The organism is Rubrobacter aplysinae (assembly GCF_001029505.1).
Taxonomy (GTDB): Bacteria; Actinomycetota; Rubrobacteria; order Rubrobacterales; family Rubrobacteraceae; genus Rubrobacter_A; species Rubrobacter_A aplysinae.
Map to the genome: position 1 here is coordinate 136,851 of NZ_LEKH01000007.1, position 21,127 is coordinate 157,977.

The following is a 21,127-nucleotide window of genomic DNA, read 5'->3' on the forward strand; positions in this document are numbered from 1 at the left end:
GCATGATCATCGCTCTTGGTAGGTCATGGCGAACACCGCATCAGAGAGCCATCGGTGGAACGAGGCGTTGTCCGAGTACTGCTTGAACAGCTCGGTGTGGTCGGAGAGTAGCTCCATAACGGCCCTTTCGAGGGCGCGGTCGTGCTCGAGGCGAGCATTTTCCTTACCGGAGCTGGCGAGGGCGTTCTGGTAGGCCCTGTCGGCCAGAACCTTCGATGGTAACTCTTCGGCTATGACCTTCTTTATCTTGTCTTCGTCCTGCCACTCAATGTTGCCGAAGAGGTCGTTGAATTCCCGCAGGATGCTGCTCAGGTGTTCCATCTCGGGTTCAGGCTTTCCTGCGCCCTGTTCGGTCGGGACAGGGCCAATCTCTCCCTCGTCCTCGGAGAGTGCGATGGATAGCGATGAGTGGGCCTCCGCCCGGTAGCTCTCCAGGTCTATTGCCTCCAGTATGCCGCGAGAGAGGTCCTCCTCCTTGGGTGCCGGCAGCTTGGGTGTGAGCAGCGTCAGGAACACTGAGAGCCTCTCCCAGTCGGGGTTGGTGTACGGGAGTATCGTGCCCAGAAAGCTGTAGGTACGGACGAAAGCCTTTGCCTTGCTCTTGAACTCCACCTGTCCGTCTTCGTCGAGAACATCGACGTAGCGGCCCACACATGTATCCAGAATCGGGTCGAGACGTTCCCTGTCGGCGCCGGCGAGGTAGAGGGCGACGAGGTTGTACACCTCTTCTTCGGTGTATACCTGAGGGCTGTCAAGGTCGGACTTGAGGTCGTGCAGCTTGTCGGGGTCGGTCTCCTCTCCCAGGATAGTAGTGCGGTAGTAGGGTTCGAACGCCTTGCGAATAGTCTCTGCATCGTTGTAGAAGTCCAGGATGAAGGTGTCGTGCTTTCTGGGGTGGGCGCGATTGAGCCTGGAGAGGGTCTGAACCGCTTTGATGCCGGAGAGAGGCTTGTCCACGTACATCGTGTGCAGCAGAGGCTCATCGTAGCCGGTTTGGAATTTCTCCGCTACCACCAGGAAGCGGTAGGGGTCCTCGCGGAACCTCTCCGGGATCAGGTTACTCGCAAAGCTGTTCAAGGACGCTTCAGTCAGCTTCTCACCTCCGTACTCATACTCGCCGGAGAACGCCACAACAGCTTTGTAGGGGCTGCCGCGCTCGCGGAGGTAAGACTGGATGGCGCGGAAGTAGGTGATGGCGCGTTCTATGGAGCCGGTAGCCACCATCGCCCGCGCCTGACCGCCGACCTTGTTCTTGGCTAGGACCTGCTCGTGGAAGTGATCTACCATGATCTCGGCCTTGTGCCGGACGGCCTGCTCGTGGCCTTCGACGTAGAGCTTGAGTTTTTTCTGCGCCCTCTTGAGATCGAATAATGGGTCGTTCTCGGCTTGCTGCACGAGGCGATAGTAGCTGCGAACCGGCGTGTATTTGCCCAGCACGTCGAGGATGAAACCCTCTTGAGTGGCCTGCTTCATGGTGTAGGAGTGGAAGGGAACGTGCTTGACCCTGCCGTCTTCGACCTTCCGGGAGTCACCGAAGATCTCGAGCGTCTTGTTCTTCGGGGTGGCGGTGAAGGCGAAGTAGCTCGCGTTCGGGAGCATCTTGCGCGCCTCCATAACGCGGTTAACGGCGTCCTCTGGGGCGTCCTCACCCTCTTCCGCTCCGGAGAGGGCTATGTTCATAGCCCCGGCCGTGCGCCCGCCCTGGCTAGAGTGCGCCTCGTCGATGAGAATGGCGAATGAGCGCCCGCCATGCTCCGATCCGAGCTCGTCCAGGATAAACGGGAACTTCTGTACCGTGGTTATGATGATCTTCTTGCCGTCCGCCAGAAGACGCCGGAGGTCAGCGGCGCTGTCGGCGTGGCCCACAGTGGCCGAGACCTGGGCGAACTGCTTTATCGTTGCCTGCAGCTGACTATCGAGTACCAGGCGGTCGGTGACCACTATGACCGAATCGAAGATCGCGCGGCTGCCGGCCTCGAGCCCGACGAGCTGGTGGGCGAGCCAGGCTATGGAGTTGCTCTTGCCGCTGCCCGCCGAGTGCTGGATCAGGTAGCGTCTGCCGGCTCCGTGCTCCCTCGCGCTCGAGAGCAGCTTCCTGACCGCGTCGAGCTGGTGGTAACGGGGGAAGATCTGCGAGCGCTTCTTCCTTCCGGTTTTCGCCTCTCTCTCTTCCACGAGCTGGGCGTAGTTCTCGATGACGTCCGTGAGGCTCTCGCGAGTCAGAATCTCGCGCCACAGGTAGTCGGTCTTGATGCCTGCCGGGTTTGGCGAGTTGCCCGCCCCGTCATCATGGCCCTTGTTGAACGGCAAGAACCAAGAGGACTTGCCTTGCAGGTGCGTACAGAAACGCACCTCCTCCTCGTCGGCAGCGAAGTGCGCCAGGCACCGGCCGAGGTGGAACAGAGACTCCCTCGGATCCCGGTCCCGCTTGTACTGCTCGACGGCGTCCTCGACCGTCTGATGGGTCAGGCGGTTCTTCAGTTCGAAGGTTAAAAGTGGCAGACCGTTAATGAAGAGGACAAGGTCGAGGATGCCGGAGGACTTGTTATCCGAGCTATAGCGAACCTGTCGGGTGACGGAGAAGACGTTGGCATCGAAGAGCTTCCTGGCCTTTTCGTTACCTGTAGAAGGCCTCCCGTAGAATAAGTCGACCGAGGCCGGGCCGGTCTTTATGCCGCCTCGTAGCACCTCCACCACCCCGCGCTTTGCGACCTCGCCGCCAAGCCGATCCAGGAACTTCCGGAGCCGGGAGCCTCCTTCGTCCAGCCCTAGCTGCTCGACGACCTCGGGCTGGGTCGCCCGCAGAAAGAAGAGGAGCTTCGCGAGGTCCACGCAGAAATTGGGGTCGTAGTCCTTCGGGTCGCCCTGAAAATAGCCTCCGCCTGTCGAGCCTTGCCCTCCATGCGAGCCGGTCAAGGTAGAGACGACAAGGGTCTCAAGTCCCCTCTCGCTGGTATCAGAGGTTGACATCATCCACCCCCTCGGCCGCCAGCAGTTCCCCGTGACGGTCGTCATCCGGCTCGATCGGTAAGAGATTTTTATTCTCTTCCTCTATATCCGGCAGTTCAGCATCGCGCACGTCGAGCTTGCCGGTTACTACGTCGGAGACCAGGCGCGTACGGTATTCGCGGATGAGATCGATCTCTCGATGCGTCCGCTCTATAGCTTGGTTTATAGACCACGACTCCTCGAGGATAAAGGCTCTAATTTCTTGCTGCTCCTCAATCCTTGGAAGAGGGATCTGAATGTTCGAGAGTTCGAAAGTAGAAATTTCGGGAAATGTTGTTCCTTTTGCTAGGCTCTGAATCTCTAGCTTGAGCACATGCAGAAGATAATATCCATACTGAGAATCTAGTCGCTCCAAATGCGGGACGATTGCCTTACATCCTTGGTTCGTACACAACTCAAGTGCCGCTATGGCAAGATTTCCAACGGGCGCCCTAGATGTAATCACTATGCTGCCTGATGGAACTAACACTGTCGAGCAACTAGCGACTCCCTGTACCGTAATCCTGCGCGAAGAGTCGCTTAGAGTTTCTTTTTGAGCTACGTCCTCCGGAGTGACCCAGACAACATCGCCATTCCAGCACTCCAGCTGTTGGCTTGGAGGCGTGGAACCGCCTACGATCAGTCGCGCTGCAAACTTGAGTTTTGACACTTTCCAGTGCTCTGGTACTTCCGGTAACCAGTCGAGGCCGGTTCGCTTCATTGATATCTTGGGATCGAGCCCACGCGTTACAGCCTGCTGGATAATGCTTTGCTTCTGCTCGTTGAGACGCTCGATAAGCCGCTGCTTGGCCTGGATCCATTGCTGTAGTATGCGACCGTGAGCATCAAGGAAGTCGGCTATCCTCCGCTGCTCATTCGGTGGCGGCAAAGCCGAAGGCATTTGCTTGAATTCTTCCCAATAGAGTCGGTTGCGGTCACTAACTATCCCCCTCGAATACTTGTTGACCTCGTCCATATAGGCGTCTGTCCGAAATAGATAGCCATAGTAACGACTCTCCGCACCATGGTGCGGCCGGGCAACAACATAGGCTGGGCTTATCAAGCCATCGGTAGGAGCGCGTCCCACTGCGCCTTGCCACATTCGCATCATATTATAGGCGATGTCGCCCTCGACCGCCCGCTTGTACTGTCCGTAGTCACTCATCACCTGCTTACGGGTGAAATCATCCATGTTGCGGACTCGCACCCCAGTATTCAGGGATACCTCTAGGATCGGCAGTTCTGGATAACCGGTCTCGACCCTCTGAGCGAACATACCGCCGTTACGCCTAATTTCCCAGTGTTCCGGTACCTCCCCGAGCCACGGCAGCCCGGAATCCTTGTACTCGGGGTAGGGGTTGAGCTTTAGGCCCATCGCTCGCCTTCCGTCTCCACGAGGATCTGATCCAGGAGGCCTTCGGTCTCCCGCTCGATCTCGTCTATATCAGCCCGGATCTCCTCCAGGGTCCTCATCGGCTTCGGCTTGTAGAAGTGGCGGTTGAAGTTGAGTTCATACCCTGTCCGGGTCTTGGCGTCATCTATCCAGGCGTCCGGGGCATGTGGCAACACCTCCCGCTCGAAGAATGCCTCGATGCCTCCCTCCTCGAGCAGTGGCACCTCCTCGGTGTCGCGCAGCTCGGGGTCGGGCTCGTACTCCGCGACGCACATCGTGCCGTCCCGCGTCTCCTGGTAGCGACCGTAACTGGTGGCCGTCTCTAGCTTGCCGAGCTTATGTACCTTCTTGATAAGGGCTGCCGCCTCCTCGTCTCTCACCCCCAGCTCCGAGCGCAGCAGCTTCTTTCGCGTAGCGGGCAGCTTCAGGTTGTGGCGTTTGGCTTCCTCCTCGACGTCGGCCTCGAAGGCCTGCCAGTCGAGGTGCGGACCCTCTCCCAGCCTCTTCGCCACTGCCCGAACCGCCTCCGCGAGGATCTTCTCCTTCTCCCCGCAAGCCTCGTCGAATCGCCCCAGTGCCGCCCCGGATAGATCAGCGGCGAGGCGCAGGGGACGCTCTACGGTGATCTTCTTGTACCCGAAGGCCTCGTTGGAGAAGATCTTCGACTCTTCGCTCTCCTCGAAGTCCAAGAAAGTGTCCAGGATGCGCCGGATCTCCTCGCCGGTGAGCTCGCGGTTTCTCTCGCCCAGGTTCTTCCTGAGCGGCCTGTACCAGCCCGTGGCGTCTATGAGCTGGACCTTGCCCTTACGGTGGTCCGGCTTGCGGTTCGTCAACACCCAGACGTAGGTGGCGATGCCGGTGTTGTAGAAGATGCTCAGGGGGAGAGCGATGATCGCCTCTAGCCAATCATTCTCCAGAATCCAGCGGCGGATATTACTCTCCCCGCTGCCGGCGTCGCCGGTAAACAGAGAGGAGCCGTTATGCACCTCGGCGATGCGGCTGCCCAGAGGCGTGTCGTCCTTCATCTTGGCTAGCTTGTTGACCAGGAACATTAGCTGCCCGTCACTGGAGCGGGTCATGAGACTGAACACGGGGTCAGCGGCGTGCTCGGTCACGAACCGCAGGTCGCGGATGTTGCCCTTTCCGCCCATCCTCTCGAGGTCCGTTTTCCAGCTCTTGCCGTAGGGCGGATTCGAGAGCATGAAGTCGAACTCGCGAGCCGGAAAGCCGTCTTCGGATAAGGTAGAGCCCCTGACGAAGTTCTCGGCGTCCTCGCCCTCTCCCTTTAGCAGCAGGTCGGCCTTGGTTATAGCGTAGGTCTCGGGGTTGACCTCCTCGCCGAAGAGGTGGACGGAGACCTCCTTGCCGCGCTCCCTGGCTATCTCTCCCAGCCGCTCCTCGGCCACGGTGAGCATCCCGCCGGTGCCGCACGCCCCGTCGTAAAGCAAGTAGGTACCCGACTGTAGATCCTCTGCGATGGGAAACACGATCAGGTCGGCCATGAGCTCCACCACGTCGCGCGGCGTGAAGTGCTCTCCCGCTTCCTCATTGTTCTCCTCGTTGAAGCGCCGGATGAGCTCCTCGAAGATTGTGCCCATGGCATGATTGTCCAGATCGGCGAGCCTCGTGGAGCCGTCGCCGTTCAACACGGGGTGCGGGCTCAGGTTTATGCGGCTGTCGAGGAACTTCTCTATCAGGTGGCCGAGTATGTCCGCCTCGATCAGGGTGGGGATCTGGGCCCGGAAGTTGAACTTCTCGAGGATCTCCTGCACGTTGGGCGAGAAACCGTCCAGGTAGGCTTCGAAGTCCGCTCTGAGTTGCTGCGCCTTGCCCTTGGACCTCAGGTCGCGCAGGGTGAAAGGTGAGATATTGTAGAAGGCCTGCCCCGCCGCCTGCCGCAGCGCCGCATCTTGGTGGAGTATCTCTGCGGCGTCGAGCCTCTCCTTCATCGCGAGGACTTCCTTGTTGCTCGGCTCTAACACCGCGTCCAGACGCCGGATTACCGTCATGGGGAGGATGATATCCCGGTACTTGCCCCGCACGTACACGTCCCGCAAGACATCGTCAGCGATACCCCAGATAAAGTTTGCGATCCAGTTCAAGCGTGGTTGATCCACCGAAATCCTACTCCCCCAAGCCTCGCAATTTCCCGTGCCCCTCGACCCTGAGACAGTCCGGCCCCTGTAACTCGTGATGACACCCAATTGTAGCAACGCCGCCGAATACATCTGCTCGTAGACTGGAGAGGACCCTCATGGCCTCTCCGCTTCCCACTCACACCGCGGTGGGTCGCACCTGAGCCAGAGCCTCTCGCGGCCGGTCCTAGGACCGCGGCGAGCCCAGAAACCCAATCCGTCCACTATTCGGTGGTTGAAGGCCCAAGCCGCCTCCTCACAGGCGATATGCTCCAGCTCGGCGGCGTGACGTAACAGGGTACAGGTTCTCGCCGTAGGGACCTCCGGGTACAGGCACCGCAGCAGGTCCACCGAGGCCTGATCATCGGTGAGAAAGGTCCAGCCTCTAGTAATGGCTATCGCCGCGGCCTCTGCCTCGCCGTCGCCGAGCCGGATCCGGGAGCGTTTTATGTCCGGGCACCTCTGGCGTACCTCCTCGCGGATCTGCCGGCTGCGGAAGCGCAGCGCCAGGGCCACCTCCTCCTGCTCCGGCTCCACCTGCTCCCACAGATCCCCCGAGCGGACCGCGAACGACTGTACATGAGCCGCTATGTCCCGGTAGCCACTCTGCCCTAGAGTGGTCGCCCGGTACAGGGGCTGCAGGAACTCGGAGGAGGGCTTGGTACCTGCAAAGTCGGCTAGCAGGGTCTCGTCCCGGTGCAGGACGGCCGGGGAGAGAAAGACCGGCCTCCGGAGGAGCCGGTTCAGTAGAAGGGCGTTGCCGCTATGGACGAAGTTGTTGAGGAGGCTGGTGTCGGCGATACACCTGCGGCCGAGCGCCTCCTCTACCGTGTGCCCCTCCGCACTCACCACAGAAACTTCAGAAGGGCAACTCTTCGAACTCGCGGCGCTCCTCCTCGTCGGCCTCCGGGGGAGAGACGATCCAGCGGACGTACTCCTGCAGCACGTCCACGCCGACGTCAAGCACATCCGCCGCCTGCGCCACGGTCAGCTCGTCCCCTTCTAAGGCCTCGACCACGACCTCAACCACGGAGATCGGGTAGCGCTCGAAGTGCAAGGCGTCCGGCTCGGGCACCTCGAAGACCCCCGAATCGAGCCCGTGCCGCTGGGCCATTCGCCGGGGGCTGTAACCGCTGAGATCCTCGAACCTCTCCCGTTCGATCAGCCTCTCCTCCCTGAGGCGGTTGAGCAGGGTCGCATAGCTGACCCGGAAGTAGGAGGCCAGACGCAGCGCCTCATAGGCGTCCACCTCCCCGCCACCATGAGCGACCATCCCACGGAGCTCCTTCCCGGGAACCAGGAAATGCGCCGCGAAGGCGTTCGCGAACCTCTCCTCCGGCGCTCCGGACTCTACCCGACGGCAGACTATCCCGCCCGAAGGATAGTGGTGCAGGGCGTGGGCGAACTCGTGAGCCAGGGTAAAGGCCTGGCGGCCCAGGGTAGTATCCTCGTTGACCAAGATGCAGTAGCCGAGCCTCGGATGGTTGAAGAATGCCCCAGAGATACCGCCGCCATCCAAGCCCAACGGCCCAAGCGAAGCCCGGTACACCAGTATCCCCTCATTGTCCAAGAAGGCATAGAGGCTGGGAATCGCGTCCCGCCCTAGCCCGTACTCCTCGCGCGCCCTCGCTGCCAACTTCGGCGCCCTGCGGGCGTCGGTGACGTAGCCTTCGTCCAACGCGCGACGCGGCTTGCCGGGGCCGGTGAGCCTATCCTCCATGCCGAGGTCCTCTAGAAGCTCGGCCCAGTCGTCGAGGAAGTCCAGCCACCGCCTTATCTTCACCATGGCCTCCGGGCTCTCCTCCAAGCCCCTGAAAATCACCTGCTTCTCGTGGCCCTCCTCGAGCTCCGCCTGCCCCAGCAGGTACTCCGCACTCACCCCATAGAGGCTCGCCAGGTTCTCGACCTGCTTGACGTTCGGGTTGCGGCTACCACCCTCCCACATGGAGACAAGCTCCCTGGGAACACCCACGGCGCGAGCCGCCTGTCCCTGGTTAAGAGACACCCGCTCCCTGCTCTTTCTGAGTCGCTCCTCAACGCCCACGGCTCACCTCTCCCATGTACTCCTCTGGACTGAAATGTTACCCAAAAACCTGTATAAAGTAAACACTCAATGCGCCATTAAAATAGGGCTTTTGCATTTTTAGTTACCTCTTAAGTTTAGCTTTCTCTTGTACATATGGAGTGAACATGTTAACTTACTTCGGATACTCAAGGTGGTCAGACAAGATCGACGGAAAGGTGGTGAGCACAGAGGATATTCAAAAGAAAAAGGGGTTTCGAGCGGTAACTCGAAACCCCTCGGATAATCCAGGCAGGTTGGTTGCACCCGGACAGTTTGGATAAGGCGTTAGCCTAACCGGTATCGCTCCTTCCTGCAAGCCATGTCGAAAACGGGACGGGACCGTCTAGCCATTACGACCGCGTGCACTGCGGGTGGCCTACCCTAGCAACGATTGCGTACCGAACCGGGCATGGTCTCGCTTTAACCCGGCACTGATACAGGCTAGAGAACGCCAGGTTCTCGGCAGAGACAGGAAGGATACGGAAGATGGGTTGGGACTACGACCAGAGCATAGAGCGGATCCAGCGCCACCTCGACAACATGGGCGAGATAGAGGTCCAGAAGCTCAAACGCGAGGCGGACCTCGAAAGTCTGCTTTCGGAGACCGTTTGCCGGGAGATTTATGGGGCCCACGTCTACCTCGGGGTCTCCAACTTCGCAGCCCTGGCATCGGACGACACCTATTCCAAGGACGACTACAAGCGCCTCGTCCGCAGCCTCCATATATACCAGCGCGAGGTATCGCGGATAGTGGAGCGGGACGAGCTATTCGGCGGCCTCCGGGTGCACTTTCAGGGCCCAAAGCTACACGCCCTATTCTATCGGCCCATCGACGACGGCCAGGAGCTGGCCTCCCGCGCGGTGCTGTTGCAGCTGGTGCTCAAGGACTTCTCGGAGAATGTCTTCAACCCCTGCTTTCCAGACTACGAACCATTCTCCATCGCGGGCGGGGCCGACATCGGGGACGTCATCGGTACCAAGAACGGCTCCAAGGGTGACCGTGAGATGTTGTTCCTGGGCTCCGCCGCAAACCGCGCCGCTAAGATCATGAGTTCTTCCGGGCGCTACAGGCTGACCGGCGATATGTACGACGTCCTGCCGGAAGACCTCAAGGAAGTCTGTACCGAAGTGGCGAACGATCTGTACCGGATCAAGCCGGTGTCTCAGGACCTCCTCGACGAACTTCTCGGCGCGAGGGAGCTCGGTTGGAACCGGGAGAAGAGCCTGGCCAGGGTAAAGGAGGATAAGAAGAAGCTGCCGCTCACGGACATCTCCTACGGGTCGGCTAAGAAGCTCATCGACCTTGACTCGCTTAGCATCCACAATAACAAGAGAGTGCTGGCGGCCTCCGTATTCGCCGACGTATCAGGCTTCACCGCTTACGTGGAAGAAGCCGAGACGGAGGCGGAGCATGGGGAGGCTCTTCGGGTCTTCCACGTCATCCGTAGGGAGCTCGCGGCTGTCGTGAAGGGCGACTATGAAGGGCTTCGGATCCAGTTTCAGGGCGACCGGATACAGGCGCTCTTCCACCTCCCTGAAGATGACCAGGAAGGAGTCGCAGCGGAGGCGATCGAGGCGGCCGTGGGGCTGCAGTCCTCTATGGAGCACGCAATCAAGGAGTTACTACCCGAGGCGGGTGACCTTGATCTGGCGGTTGGTGTCGACCTAGGAACTACCCTGGTCTCCAAGCTGGGAACCAGGGGACATCGGGACAGGATCTGCGTTGGCATGCCCGTAGAGAACGCCTCGGAACTCGAAGAACGGATCAAAGGCGGCCGGATCGCCATCACCTCCAATACCTACAAGGCCCTGCCTGCTAATCTCGGCGAGCACTTCTCGTACGACTCTGGTGCCCGGTGCTACGTAGCGTACGGGTTGACCATGGAAACGCTGGATCTCGCGAAGAGAAAAAGAGACTACGAGAGTAGTAAAACAGCCCGGGTCACGACCGGGATAGCAGGGGCCTTGGTCGCTGGAGCCGCTACAGCGGCGTGGGCCAAGAAGAAGGGGAGGGAGGAGAAAGATGCCAGGGAGATCAAGCCTTCGCCCTCTTACTACGGCCGCGATTAGCCGCAGGAGGCCCTGGTACGAGCGTGATGGGGGTCTCCGGCTCGCTCGCGACAGAGCCCTCGTCCACGAGCACTACCCGGAGTTAAACTATCACGTAGACGATTACTCCGGGCGGGTGCAGCTTCAAGGAACTATGACGCTCCGTACCGAATCGGGCGTACCGAAGAGATTCCGTGTTTGCGTCAAGTTTCCGGAAGACTACCCTGACCGAGAGCCCAGGATTTACGAGACCGGGGGCAGGTTTCCTCGCGAACCCGACCGGCACATGCTACCCGACGGACTGTGTTGTCTCTGGCTGAGGCCCGAGTCCAAGTGGAACACCGAAGACCCCGATTGCCTGTTACCTTTTTTGGACGAGGCATTACTATTTTTCGAGCGGCAGCTCATCCACGAGATGTATCCTGACGAGCCCTGGCCCGGAGGAGAGCGAAGCCACGGGATACAAGGCTACAGGGATTACGTACGTGAGCTACTAGGCGACGATGAAAGCTTGCTCTCAGCCCTTTCTCCAGTTTTAGCCGGCACCTCCAACTTGGGCCGCAATGTTTACTGCCCATGCGGAAGCGGCGCGAAGTATAAGAAGTGTTGCCTATCGCGGGTTGAAGAGATTGAGAGCCGTGTCGGTCGCAACGTCCTCCTTCTCGCGCTTAGCGGTAGAGGAGAAGTATGAGCGAGACCCAGATAACTAAACAGGAACAGCTAGAGGCCGCCGAGAGGAGGCTTGATAGGCTCTTCGATTGGGTTGGTCGCTCCGACACGAAGTTTTCTATCATTCTAGGGGTGGACACCGGTATGCTAGGTTTCCTTGCAACATCCGCTCCGGCGAGTGCATCGGTGCCCGTAATCTCCATCATTCTCGCCGTTGTGTCTGTATTGTTGTTAGTGGCGAGCCTCATCTTCATCTATCGTGGGACGTACCCTCGCACGCGGGGACCAGGGGCATCGCTAATTTACTTTGGCTCCATCGCCGGTGAAGAGTTGGCAAACTTCAGGCAGAGATTCCGGGGATGCGATGCAGATGATCATCTGGATGACGTGTTGGAGCAGGTGCATCGTAACTCCGAAATATTGGATAGCAAGTTCAAAGAACTGCAGCGAGCTTACCGCTGCCTGCTAGCCGCCATATTGCCGTGGGCGAGCGCCCTGTACCTGTTTGGAGTATTTCCACCACCCGTGTAAACGGTTCTCTCAACGTGCGTTAAACAGTTCCTCACTGTAGGCCGGCAATCAGTGTGCGCGCAATTGTTGCGACGCTTAGGGACCAGACGAAGTTCAATAGTGTACCCCCGAGAAAATATCCTGGATCTCGCGCAATTTCCTCTCGGCGGACCAAAGCCTTCGCAGCAAATATAAGTGCGAGACCTGTTTCTGCTTGAATGAAGATGAAGGTGACAATTATTATATTTTCGCACTTCCCTATAATGTTTCCTAAATGACGCCGTTCTACAGTTGAATGCTCATTGCCATCCCCTTGTGCAGGTTGCGCTGAAGCGGAAGGCGAAACAAACCTAGTGACTATGTGCGTACTGACGGCGAGCGTAAGAACGTAGGTACCTACAATAATCAAGATTTTGCATTTGGTTGACTCAACTAGTGGAGGGATAATTATTGTAGCCACTTCCGTCATCCGCTATACGTATGTGCGCATGAACTTAGCGCGTGCTGGATGGCGTTCCGTGCCATGGTCAACTCACTGAGGTGTCCTGATCTTATGGCTTGTGAAAGAGCTTGCTGACTCTGACCAATTTGGGCAGCAACTTGCTTCTGAGTCGGGCTCGCACCATTGAGTGGACGGTACTCTCTAATTGCACGAGCAATCTTTGGAGTCCAGTCGCGCATGACAGCCTGAGATAGCATTCCTGAAGCTTCTATCAGGTGCTCAGTATAAGTCCGAGATAGATGGAGGTTAACAGAGAAAAGTATATCCTCATGAGAACCACGATCTAAAGCATCAGCGGCGTAGTGAAAAGCAGGGCCGTCCATGTCTGAGGCTCGTCCACTGCTGCCCCATACGTCGATAGTTCCGTTACCTAGGCCGAAACGGAACATAGCAGGCCACAATAACAAATTTACAAAGTAGACGATATCGAACGCACGATCTGGCTCATGTAGGAGAGCCGACACTTCATCAAGACCTCTTGTTGTCTCTAGTGGGGCTATAAAGACTGGCCTGAAGTGATGGTTGACCGTGTGTAGCACATACTCAACTTGTTCAGCTAGATTCGAGCGACTAGGTTGCTTCCTTGATCCTACAAGATCGCCAACGAGTGCGAAGTATTTACCGTTCATACAGGTAAGTCTAGTGTGCATTGGGGCTGCTTACAATCCCCACGGCTTGTTTTATGGTTTACAAGTCACAAGACCTGTAAACCATTCCGGTGCATTTGTACAGAGTGGCTTGATCGCCTTCACTAGTATGGTCTTCTCCGATAGGTCTTCCTAGTCATTCATGGGCCCTACCAACCCACCAAGCGGCTCTAGCTATCTCGATCGGGGCTCTCAGGACTCACGCCTATCCAGAGCCGCTGCTCTCGCTCTCGAAGTAGGGCACGTGCACGTGGCTAGCGGACTCTCTTGGCACGCTCCTCCTATGGTCCAGACAGACTAACCCATCTACACATGACTGTCACAAAACCGGCGAGAGGCACCAACTCACTCGACGTTTGGGAATACCATACTCACTTCTACAGTGCCTCAATAGACATATAACGCTAAATAGCTCCTCTCAGATTGCCCTGTGAGCGCCTCGGAGAGGTGGAGTAAGGGTGTAGTACCCCGAAAATCCTGCCAAAAGCCGCCCTCGATCTCGCTTACTGGCGCTCTCATTCAGGAGAACCCGAGGTAGGTTGCCGAGGACTCGGTAGGGCGGGCGTGCAGGTAGCGGCCTGTGGTAGCTATTGAGGAGTGTCCGAGTGTGGCCCTGACCAGGTGGAGCGGGGCGCCGCTATCTGAGGAGTGTGAGGCGTGGGCGTGTCTTAGGTCGTGTGGGCTTACCTCTACCTCCAGTCCCGCATCCTTGCCGGCTCTGGCTACTATCCTCCGGACCTGAGATCCGTCTAGATGTCCGCCCTTCTTGCGGCTACGGAACACGGGATCTTCTGGCGCCCGTCCCTGACGGAGCGCGGACACTTCCCGGTGGATGCTCACGGGCAAGAGCACGTTCCGGGTCTTTCCGCCCTTGCCGAAGATCGTGATCTGGCCCCGGCCGAACTCCAATTCGTCCCGATCAGAGACGTCTCGCCACTTCAGACCAGTAGCTTCGGCGCTCCTGAGACCGGCGGCGTACATTAGCTTGAGCATGGCGCCGTCTCTTTTAGAGCGCCGTTTCGCGGCGGCGATCATGTCGTGGACCTCGGAGACCGATAAGAGCTTCTCTGCGAGATCATCCTTGCGAGGCGGCACCTTTAGAGGCTTGGTGACCTCGAACTGAAGGTAGCCCACGTCGTGGGCGAACGAGAACAGGGACTTCAAAGCGGCGATGGTCCTGGCGTGGGTCGCTGGCGCTACGGCTTCGTCTAGAAGGTCGGAGAACTCTTGGAGATCAGCAAGCGTGACGGAAGCGAGAGGCTTACCGCCGGTAAAGTCGAATAGCTTTGCGAGATCACCCTCGTAAGCCTTCCGAGTGGTCTGGGATTTCCCGTGCAGCCAGAGCTCCACGAGCCGTTCGTCAGTCTGGGCGCCGGACGGACCTGTTGGAACTCTCGTATCCGGCATGGAGATGACAGCCCCTCTGGGCTCGTACGAGGCTGGCACCGGTGCTCTCCCCGGGTCATGCTCGCTCATGATCCCTGCCTCCTGCCAACGACATTATCCAGCTACCTCCGGATCACTTCCGCACCCTCAAGTCCATCCCAGACGCCATCGGTGGTTAGCGCCGCCACTCCTAAAGAATTTGCCAGAGCAAGGCAAGCCCTGTCTCCAAGAGACAACCCCCGGTCCTTCGTCGCGGGCCTCATCTCTCCAGCCACGTGAGCCAGCTCCTCATCAAAGGGATGTACTGTCGGGGCCAGGGCGTCCACGGCCTGCCGGCACTCCGACCGGCTAAACCCGGCCTCAGCGAGCTTCGCTGAGACCTCAGAGACGTTCACCGCCCCAATCCTGACCTCGGCGCCGCGTATCCTCTCGCGGATCTCATCCTGACCCGGCTCGCCGTAGAGTAGAGCGAGCACCGCCGATGCATCCAGGACCACAGAGTTCCCGGCGCTCCGGGACCCACCGGCGGCCTCAGCCATTATCGGTTTTACCGGTCTCCGCAGCGCTCTCGCGTCGTTCTTCTTCCCTACGCTCGGTGATAAGCTCCCCAGACAGATTACGGCCCTCGCCGACCTTCTCGCGCACCATTCGCTGCACGCGATCTATAGCAGCCTCGCGCGACTGGATGGTGATTGCGCCGCTCTCTAGGCCAACAAGCACCTCATCACCCTCGGAGAGTCCCAGAGACCTCCGGTGCTCCGCAGGTATATTCAAACGCCCACCGCGTCCTATAGTGGTCTTGATCTCATCCATGACCTTATATTAGCGGTTTTACATTTAAGGAGCAAGGTGCACTTTTTGTTCTACTGGTCCTAACTGGAGATAATGAGGTCCGCGAATCCTAAACGATCCTCAAAACGAATATTGAGGAGTAAATTAGTTATTGCACCCTGCAAGATTTACGAATGCACAATAAGGTATCTTATCGTGTATTCAAAAAGCGGCTGTTCCGCACGATTTCAAGACACCAAATTACGTGTAAACTTGTTTTAAGTGCATTACATTTTTTGTGATGTATATCCATTTGTGGAATACTTCAGAGGTGTAGCACCAATTAACGCGTGGGGAGGTTGGTCGTATGGAGAAGACGGAGAGACAGAACGTCACGGTCTCGGTGCCTTCGGGGCTGGTACGGCAGGCCCGAATCATCGCGGCCGAGCGCGGCACCTCGGTATCGGCGATGCTCTCTGACATGCTCGAGGAGCTCGTGGAGTCCGAGCACGGCTACCGGCAGGCCGAGCAAAGGAGCCTGGCGCTGCTTTCTGAAGGATTCGACCTCGGCACGATCGGAGACATATCCGTCTCGCGTGAGGAGCTGCATGAGCGCGGTGTCTAATATAGAGGGTGCCTCAGCCGTAACCGAGCAGCGGGTGTTCGTGGATACTAACGTGCTGGTCTACGCCTACGACCTGAGCGCCGGGGAGAAGCATGAGCGTGCCCGGAAGATGGTCGAGGAGCTGTGGCGGACGCGGACTGGGTGCATCAGCGTGCAGGTCCTGCAGGAGTTCTTCGTGAATGTCACCCGCAAGATCCCAAAGCCTCTCTCCACCGCACAGGCCAAGGAGATAGTCTCCGACCTCGGACACTGGAAGATGCATTCCCCATCCGCCCGGGATGTGGTCGAGGCCATAGACCTGCACGAGCGTCTCTCGCTCTCTTTCTGGGACGGCATGATCTTGCGCAGCGCCGCCTCTTTGGGTTGCACCGTCCTCTACACGGAGGACCTGAACACCGGACAGTCCTACGATGGCATCAGGACGGAGAACCCTTTTTCGACCCCGTAGTCCTAGACCGATCATATGCCTGACCTACCGCAGCAGATAACCGTAGATGACGTCACGCTCACCCTGGCGGTAGAGCGAAAGCGCGTGAAGAACGTCAACGCCCGGCTTCGCGGCTCCACACTCTATATCAGCGCCCCGCCGAGTATGTCTTCGGAGCGTATGGAGACTATAGTCGCAGATCTTGCCCGCAAGCTGCTACGCCGAGAGCAAGCAAGGCGCGCAAACAACGAGGAGGAAGCGCTCGCCCTGGCTTCCAAGGTGGCTGGCCGTTTCCCGCAACCGCCACAGATCGAGAGGTCTCTCTTCGTCACCAACCAACGGACACGCTGGGGCAGCTACAGCCAGAAAACGAATACGGTCCGCCTGAACGCTGCCCTGCGCAAGATGCCCCGGTGGGTGCTGGAAGCGGTAGTCGCCCACGAGCTCGCCCACGCCATCCACCCCGATCACTCCCCCGCTTTCTGGGAGCTGCTCCATAGCGTATGCCCGGAGACCGGGCGGGCTATGGCCTTCCTGGAAGGCGTTGGATGGTTGGCCACGCAATGGGAGAACATGTCTTGGGCGGAGCTGGCCCAGCTTACTGGAGCCGAGGGCCCGAGGGTAGACACGTGACTACGTAGCGTTCTTTCGCGCTCTATCCGGCCGTTATTACTGGTTGCTAGATATTGCTTCAAGCACCTTTAGTGTAGCTCTACAGTCTCCGAGTGCCGAGTGATCTCCGCCCGGCAGTTTCTGACTTTTATAGCCGCCGCGCTTGCCGGGCTCCCCAACATACTGGCTATACCAACCCATGGCGCACTCCCAGGCAGGTAGGTATCTACCCGAGAGCATTCCTCGGGCTCCGAGCATGCCTATCTCCGTGTCGAACACCCTGCGGTAGTAACGGGCGTTATATACGACAACTCGCCTGCCTTTGATCGCGTCCAGGATGTCAGGGTAGATGTCTTTGAAGCTTGGTGAGTCAGCAAGAGTCTCTTTGGTGTAGCCGTGGACCTTTGCGGCGCCGGGCTCTATTGGCGGCTTCGGCCGGATGGTGGTGTTTATTAGAGGCTCGCCTTCAGGGTCTGCTACTGCTACCTCGACGAAACCTACCGGACTTTTTAGGCCCGTGGTCTCGGAGTCGAGCACCACGAACTCCTTGCCGGAGAGTAGCTCTCTGGCCCAGCGGGACGCCTTCTTCTCACCCAGACTATCCATCTAAGGTATCGTCCAGTCTTCTAGCCTCAGTCCGGACACACGCTCAAACTCGCGGGTGTTGTTGGTCACGAGAGTCGCGTCGAGGCTCCGGGCGTGCGCGGCGATCAAGGTATCGAGCGGTCCAATCGGTGTTCCCATTCTCTCCAGAGCCGACCGGATGAGACCGTATTCTTTAGTGACCTCCGCGCTAAAGTCCATAATCTCTATAGGCAGGAGGAACCGTTCCAGCGCTTGCGTATTTTGTTCGGGGCGCGAGCTCTTCTCGGCGCCGTAGCGAAGCTCCGAGACCGTGATGACCGAAACCCCGATCTCGCCGACCTCGAACTCGTCGAACCTGTGCAGAGCACCCGCCGGGCGCTGGCGTATCAAGTATATGCACATATTCGTATCCAGGAGGTGGCTCAGTCGCATGATAGGCGGCCCACCCTACTATACAGCTCATTCAACCTAGACCATCACTCAGCATCAACCGAACAGCGGCTCACGGTCCTGCTGCTGTGGCGGCTGACCCCTCTCTTGCATAAAATCTTCCGAGAACTCTCCCAGGCTATCGTAGAGCGTACGCCACGAGTCCTCACGTGGAAGCAGCACGACCGCCTCCCCCACCTTCTTGATGAAGACCTCCTCCCCCTCGAAGCGGAACTCCTTTGGCAACCTTACCGCCTGGCTGCGGCCACTCTTGAAGAGCCGGGCTGTGTCCACGCCGAACCTCCTAATGGTATATATTATTAGTGTATACCAACACTCCCAGTTTTTTCGACGTTTTTTGCTGGTGCGCGGCGAACTCGGACCAAAGTCCCCACTACTGCACGGACTTGACCGCTGTACAATAGATCATCATGGAGAATGTAGGTCGGGACCGCACAGGCGACTCTCCGGACATAGAAGCCGCCGGGAACCCCGAGGACGCGAAACCCGAGCCGCATACCGCGCCCGCCTCGCACGAGATCCAGGAGGCCAGCGACCTCCTGAAGGTCGTAGGTGACCGTACCCGGATGCGCATACTCTGTGCTCTGCTAGAAAAAGAGCTCTCGGTAAGCGAACTCCAACAGACCCTCGAGATGGGCCAGTCTGCCGTCTCCCATCAGCTCCGTACCCTCCGCGACGCCAACCTGGTCAAGTACCGCAGGGAGTGGAAGACGGTCTATTACTCTCTGGCCGACCACCACGTCCGCGACTTCCTTAGCGTCGTGGTGGAACACATCCGCCACGACTAACCCGTCCAGGGGCCTGACGCCTATACTACCGAAAGCCTCCTGCCTCCCGGCAACAACATAAACCTACGTCCGAACACCCGAAGAGAGCCTCGGGCTCCTCGTGCCACGAGAACCCGGAGCTTGACATCCTTTTCAAATGAGTGTACGTTCATGTTATAGATAAAATGAACATTTGCTCATGTGATTGGACTACCACGGGCAAAGGAGGCGGGTATGAAGCCCAGCAGAGTCGGCAAGCGGAAAGTGCGGCGTAAGGACTATTCCGCAGATGCTCCTCAGGGTCGCGGGGAGCCGTGGCTCGGTCGGTGGGGACGAGCATGCGCTCGGCGACCATGGACCGTCATAGGGGTGTGGGCGCTTCTGGTTGCGGGATCGGTGATGGTCTACCCGCATTTCGTAGAGCGCCAGACCGCGGCGACCTTCGACGTGCCGGGCAGCGAGTCCGACCGCGCCGAGGAGATTCTAGCCGAGCAGTTCCCCGAGCTCGGTGACGAGCAGGACGTCGTGGTCTTCCAGTCGGAAGAACTGGCCGCAGATGATCCTGCCTACCAGGGTGAGATATCGGACGTGCTCGACAGGCTGCGGCAGCGGTCGGAGGTGGAACGGGTGGTTCCGCCCACCGGCGGCGATGGCACCGGGATGGTGAGTGCGGACGGGCAAACCGCGGTAGCCTCCGTGACTCTCGCCGGCAACCAGACCAGCCTGCAACAGAGCGCCCCGAGGCTGCAGCAGATCGTAGGGGAAGCGGCGGACGGACGCGTGAGCGCCTACCTGGTCGGCTACTCGCCTTTGTACGACGAGCTCATAGAGCAGGAGAACGCGAGCACGGCGCGGGCCGAGAGCATCGGCGTCCCCGTGGCGCTCGGGATTCTTCTGCTAGCCACGGGTGCGGTGGTCGCGGCTAGCCTACCGCTCGTATTGGCTGTGGCCGGCGTGGTCCTCTCCTTCGGGGTGCTCGGAGCGGTAAGCTACGCTACCACCATCGACAGCCTCCTCTCGACCGTGGTGCCGATGATCGGGCTGGGCGTTGGAATAGACTACGCGCTGTTCATCGTGAGCCGCTTCCGCGAGGAGCTGATGCGCCGGAGGACCCCTGAGGAGCGGCCGNNGAGATATTTGCAAATCTTGTGGATCGAGGTCGGGTCACGCGGCGACCTTCTCCTCGCTTCCTTCTATCAGCTCTCCGTTTCTGAACTTCGCTCCGGCCCTAACCAGCGCCACCAGATGAGATCCGTTTAGCCTGCGCCACCTCCCCTCGGCTGCCTCCATCAGCTTGAAGATCATCGCCAAGCCCGCCCGCCGTGAGCCCGGCCCCTTTGTGATGTCGGTCCTCGCACGCACCGGACTGAAAACCGACTCTATCGGGTTGGATGTACGCAGATGCCTCCAATGCTCGGCCGGGTAATCGTAGAAGGCCAGCAGGGCTTCCTTGTCGGAGACGATCTTCTGTACCGCCTTCGGCCACTTCGCCGAAAACTCCATCGAGAACTCCTTGATGGCCTCCTCGGCGTGCTTTTTGTCCTCGGCCTCGGTGATCTCACGGATCGCCGCCTTCGCCCGTGAGTGGACGCTCTTGGGCATAGCATCGAGAACATTTCTAGTTTTATGGACCCAGTCCCGGCCATGACGAGTCTGTGGGAACACGTCGCGGATGGCGTTCCAGAAACCTAAAGCCCCGTCTCCTACCGCAAGCTCGGGCGCTCTCATCCCGCGTTTCTTGAGGTCTCTGAGCAACTCGGCCCAGCTCTCGGTAGACTCGCGGTAGCCATCAGCCAGCGCCACCAGCTCTTTAGAGCCGTCCGGGCGAGCGCCGACCACAACCAGGCAACACAGCCGATCATCGCCGCCGAGTCTTACGCCGGTGTGGATGCCGTCCACCCAGACGTAGACGTAGTCTCTGGGGGAAAGGTCGCGTCTCATAAAGTGTTCGCGCTCAGTCTGCCACTGCTCGGTCAATCGGGTAACCGTCGTGGCGGATAGCCCCGCCTCGGTGCCGAAGAACTCTTCGAGGGCGGGCACGAAGTCCCCGCTCGAAAGCCCATGCAAGTACAGCAAGGGCAGTACCTCGGTAACCTTCGGCGAGCGGCGCATATAGGGTGGGAGAATCACGCTCTTGAATCTCTGGCGATTGCCGTTCTCGTCCACCCGCCTGTCATTGATCCTGGGAGCCTTGACCTCAACCGATCCTGCTCCGCAGACGACCTCTCGCTCGTTGGCGTGGCCGTTTCTCACCACCAGGGCATGTCCCTGCTCGTCGCGCTCTCCGCGGGCCGCCTCGATGTAGTCGGCTACTTCCGCTTCGAGGGCTTCGGCGAGCATCCTACGTGCTCCCTGGCGAGCCAGTTCGTCGAGATCGAGCAGACTTTGGAGTCCCTGTTCGCGGTCCTCGCCGTCCTGATGTAGTGTGTCCATTGCGGTGTATCCTTCCCACCGGCGTTCGTGCGCCGGGTCTTTGCTGATTGCTTACAGGGAAGGTACACCGCGTGCCTTTCAAACGCCCGATCCACAACTTCTACTTATACCTC

Annotated in this window: 21 protein-coding genes; 8 read left to right on the plus strand and 13 right to left on the minus strand. The window is 59.0% G+C overall.

What is annotated here, in order from left to right:
- Window positions 1-6: 6 nt before the first annotated feature.
- From ABD53_RS09240 to ABD53_RS09260, 5 genes are all read right to left on the minus strand, one after another.
- Complete coding sequence (locus tag ABD53_RS09240) at window positions 7-2,970, minus strand: type I restriction endonuclease subunit R (protein ID WP_047865483.1); 2,964 nt, start codon at window positions 2,968-2,970, stop codon at window positions 7-9.
- Window positions 2,957-4,363 (minus strand): restriction endonuclease subunit S, encoded by a 1,407-nt coding sequence (locus tag ABD53_RS09245; RefSeq protein ID WP_047865484.1) that lies wholly within the window; start codon window positions 4,361-4,363, stop codon window positions 2,957-2,959. The genes ABD53_RS09240 and ABD53_RS09245 overlap by 14 nt, the downstream gene beginning before the upstream one ends.
- Window positions 4,354-6,498 carry a type I restriction-modification system subunit M gene (locus ABD53_RS09250; RefSeq protein ID WP_047865485.1) on the minus strand — a complete coding sequence of 715 codons (2,145 nt, stop codon included), beginning with the start codon at window positions 6,496-6,498 and terminating at the stop codon, window positions 4,354-4,356. Before ABD53_RS09250 ends, ABD53_RS09245 begins: the two co-directional genes overlap by 10 nt.
- A 135-nt stretch (window positions 6,499-6,633) precedes the next feature.
- A complete protein-coding gene (locus ABD53_RS09255; protein ID WP_152670705.1) occupies window positions 6,634-7,365 on the minus strand; it encodes a hypothetical protein in 732 nt (243 codons plus the stop codon).
- A 10-nt stretch (window positions 7,366-7,375) separates the two neighbouring features.
- Window positions 7,376-8,560: an XRE family transcriptional regulator gene (locus ABD53_RS09260; RefSeq protein ID WP_084709470.1), complete on the minus strand. Its 1,185-nt coding sequence runs from the start codon at window positions 8,558-8,560 to the stop codon at window positions 7,376-7,378.
- 507 nt (window positions 8,561-9,067) lie between these two features.
- Between ABD53_RS09260 and ABD53_RS09265 the strand changes: the two genes are divergently transcribed.
- The 3 genes from ABD53_RS09265 (at window position 9,068) to ABD53_RS09270 (ending at window position 11,830) form a co-directional block, all read left to right on the plus strand.
- On the plus strand, window positions 9,068-10,651 hold the full coding sequence (locus ABD53_RS09265; protein WP_047865488.1) for an adenylate/guanylate cyclase domain-containing protein: 1,584 nt from the start codon (window positions 9,068-9,070) through the stop codon (window positions 10,649-10,651).
- A gap of 394 nt (window positions 10,652-11,045) precedes the next feature.
- Window positions 11,046-11,321, plus strand: a complete 276-nt coding sequence (locus tag ABD53_RS17995; protein ID WP_084709478.1) for an SEC-C metal-binding domain-containing protein — start codon at window positions 11,046-11,048, stop codon at window positions 11,319-11,321.
- Window positions 11,318-11,830 carry a Pycsar system effector family protein gene (locus ABD53_RS09270; RefSeq protein ID WP_047865489.1) on the plus strand — a complete coding sequence of 171 codons (513 nt, stop codon included), beginning with the start codon at window positions 11,318-11,320 and terminating at the stop codon, window positions 11,828-11,830. Before ABD53_RS17995 ends, ABD53_RS09270 begins: the two co-directional genes overlap by 4 nt.
- A gap of 444 nt (window positions 11,831-12,274) precedes the next feature.
- Here the strand turns inward: ABD53_RS09270 and ABD53_RS18000 are convergent, their stop codons facing one another.
- The 4 genes from ABD53_RS18000 to ABD53_RS09285 all read right to left on the minus strand — a co-directional run bounded on the left by ABD53_RS18000 (window position 12,275) and on the right by ABD53_RS09285 (window position 15,157).
- Entirely contained in the window at window positions 12,275-12,961 is a 687-nt protein-coding gene (locus ABD53_RS18000; RefSeq protein ID WP_084709471.1) for a SatD family protein, read from the minus strand.
- A 516-nt stretch (window positions 12,962-13,477) separates the two neighbouring features.
- Window positions 13,478-14,434: a tyrosine-type recombinase/integrase gene (locus ABD53_RS09275; protein ID WP_200900349.1), complete on the minus strand. Its 957-nt coding sequence runs from the start codon at window positions 14,432-14,434 to the stop codon at window positions 13,478-13,480.
- Between the two features lie 32 nt (window positions 14,435-14,466).
- The gene (locus ABD53_RS09280) at window positions 14,467-14,883 is read right to left on the minus strand and encodes a type II toxin-antitoxin system VapC family toxin (protein ID WP_047865491.1); all 417 of its coding nucleotides are present in this window, start codon (window positions 14,881-14,883) and stop codon (window positions 14,467-14,469) included.
- Window positions 14,876-15,157, minus strand: coding sequence for an AbrB/MazE/SpoVT family DNA-binding domain-containing protein (locus tag ABD53_RS09285; RefSeq protein ID WP_047865492.1), 282 nt, complete (start codon window positions 15,155-15,157; stop codon window positions 14,876-14,878). Before ABD53_RS09285 ends, ABD53_RS09280 begins: the two co-directional genes overlap by 8 nt.
- A gap of 325 nt (window positions 15,158-15,482) precedes the next feature.
- Between ABD53_RS09285 and ABD53_RS09290 the strand changes: the two genes are divergently transcribed.
- From ABD53_RS09290 to ABD53_RS09300, 3 genes are read left to right on the plus strand one after another with little or no spacing between them, the layout of a single operon-like run.
- Complete coding sequence (locus ABD53_RS09290) at window positions 15,483-15,740, plus strand: hypothetical protein (RefSeq protein WP_047865493.1); 258 nt, start codon at window positions 15,483-15,485, stop codon at window positions 15,738-15,740.
- Entirely contained in the window at window positions 15,724-16,188 is a 465-nt protein-coding gene (locus tag ABD53_RS09295) for a PIN domain-containing protein (RefSeq protein WP_047865494.1), read from the plus strand. Before ABD53_RS09290 ends, ABD53_RS09295 begins: the two co-directional genes overlap by 17 nt.
- 15 nt (window positions 16,189-16,203) lie before the next feature.
- Window positions 16,204-16,800 carry a M48 family metallopeptidase gene (locus ABD53_RS09300; protein WP_047865495.1) on the plus strand — a complete coding sequence of 199 codons (597 nt, stop codon included), beginning with the start codon at window positions 16,204-16,206 and terminating at the stop codon, window positions 16,798-16,800.
- A gap of 36 nt (window positions 16,801-16,836) precedes the next feature.
- Here ABD53_RS09300 and ABD53_RS09305 read toward each other — a convergent pair whose 3' ends face one another.
- The 3 genes from ABD53_RS09305 to vapB are packed head-to-tail and all read right to left on the minus strand — an operon-like array spanning window position 16,837 to window position 18,087.
- Window positions 16,837-17,385, minus strand: a complete 549-nt coding sequence (locus ABD53_RS09305) for a 3'-5' exonuclease (RefSeq protein ID WP_047865496.1) — start codon at window positions 17,383-17,385, stop codon at window positions 16,837-16,839.
- A complete protein-coding gene (gene vapC, locus ABD53_RS09310) occupies window positions 17,386-17,796 on the minus strand; it encodes a type II toxin-antitoxin system tRNA(fMet)-specific endonuclease VapC (protein WP_047865497.1) in 411 nt (136 codons plus the stop codon).
- Between the two features lie 54 nt (window positions 17,797-17,850).
- A complete protein-coding gene (vapB, locus tag ABD53_RS09315) occupies window positions 17,851-18,087 on the minus strand; it encodes a type II toxin-antitoxin system antitoxin VapB (protein WP_047865498.1) in 237 nt (78 codons plus the stop codon).
- 137 nt (window positions 18,088-18,224) lie between these two features.
- Between vapB and ABD53_RS17695 the strand changes: the two genes are divergently transcribed.
- Both ABD53_RS17695 and ABD53_RS09325 read left to right on the plus strand, forming a co-directional pair.
- Entirely contained in the window at window positions 18,225-18,602 is a 378-nt protein-coding gene (locus ABD53_RS17695; RefSeq protein ID WP_084709472.1) for an ArsR/SmtB family transcription factor, read from the plus strand.
- A gap of 213 nt (window positions 18,603-18,815) precedes the next feature.
- Window positions 18,816-19,709 (plus strand): MMPL family transporter (locus ABD53_RS09325; protein WP_235401489.1); only part of this gene is annotated, 894 nt, incomplete at its 3' end.
- Between the two features lie 36 nt (window positions 19,710-19,745).
- Here ABD53_RS09325 and ABD53_RS09330 read toward each other — a convergent pair.
- Window positions 19,746-21,014, minus strand: a complete 1,269-nt coding sequence (locus ABD53_RS09330; protein ID WP_084709474.1) for an IS256 family transposase — start codon at window positions 21,012-21,014, stop codon at window positions 19,746-19,748.
- Window positions 21,015-21,127: the final 113 nt, after the last annotated feature.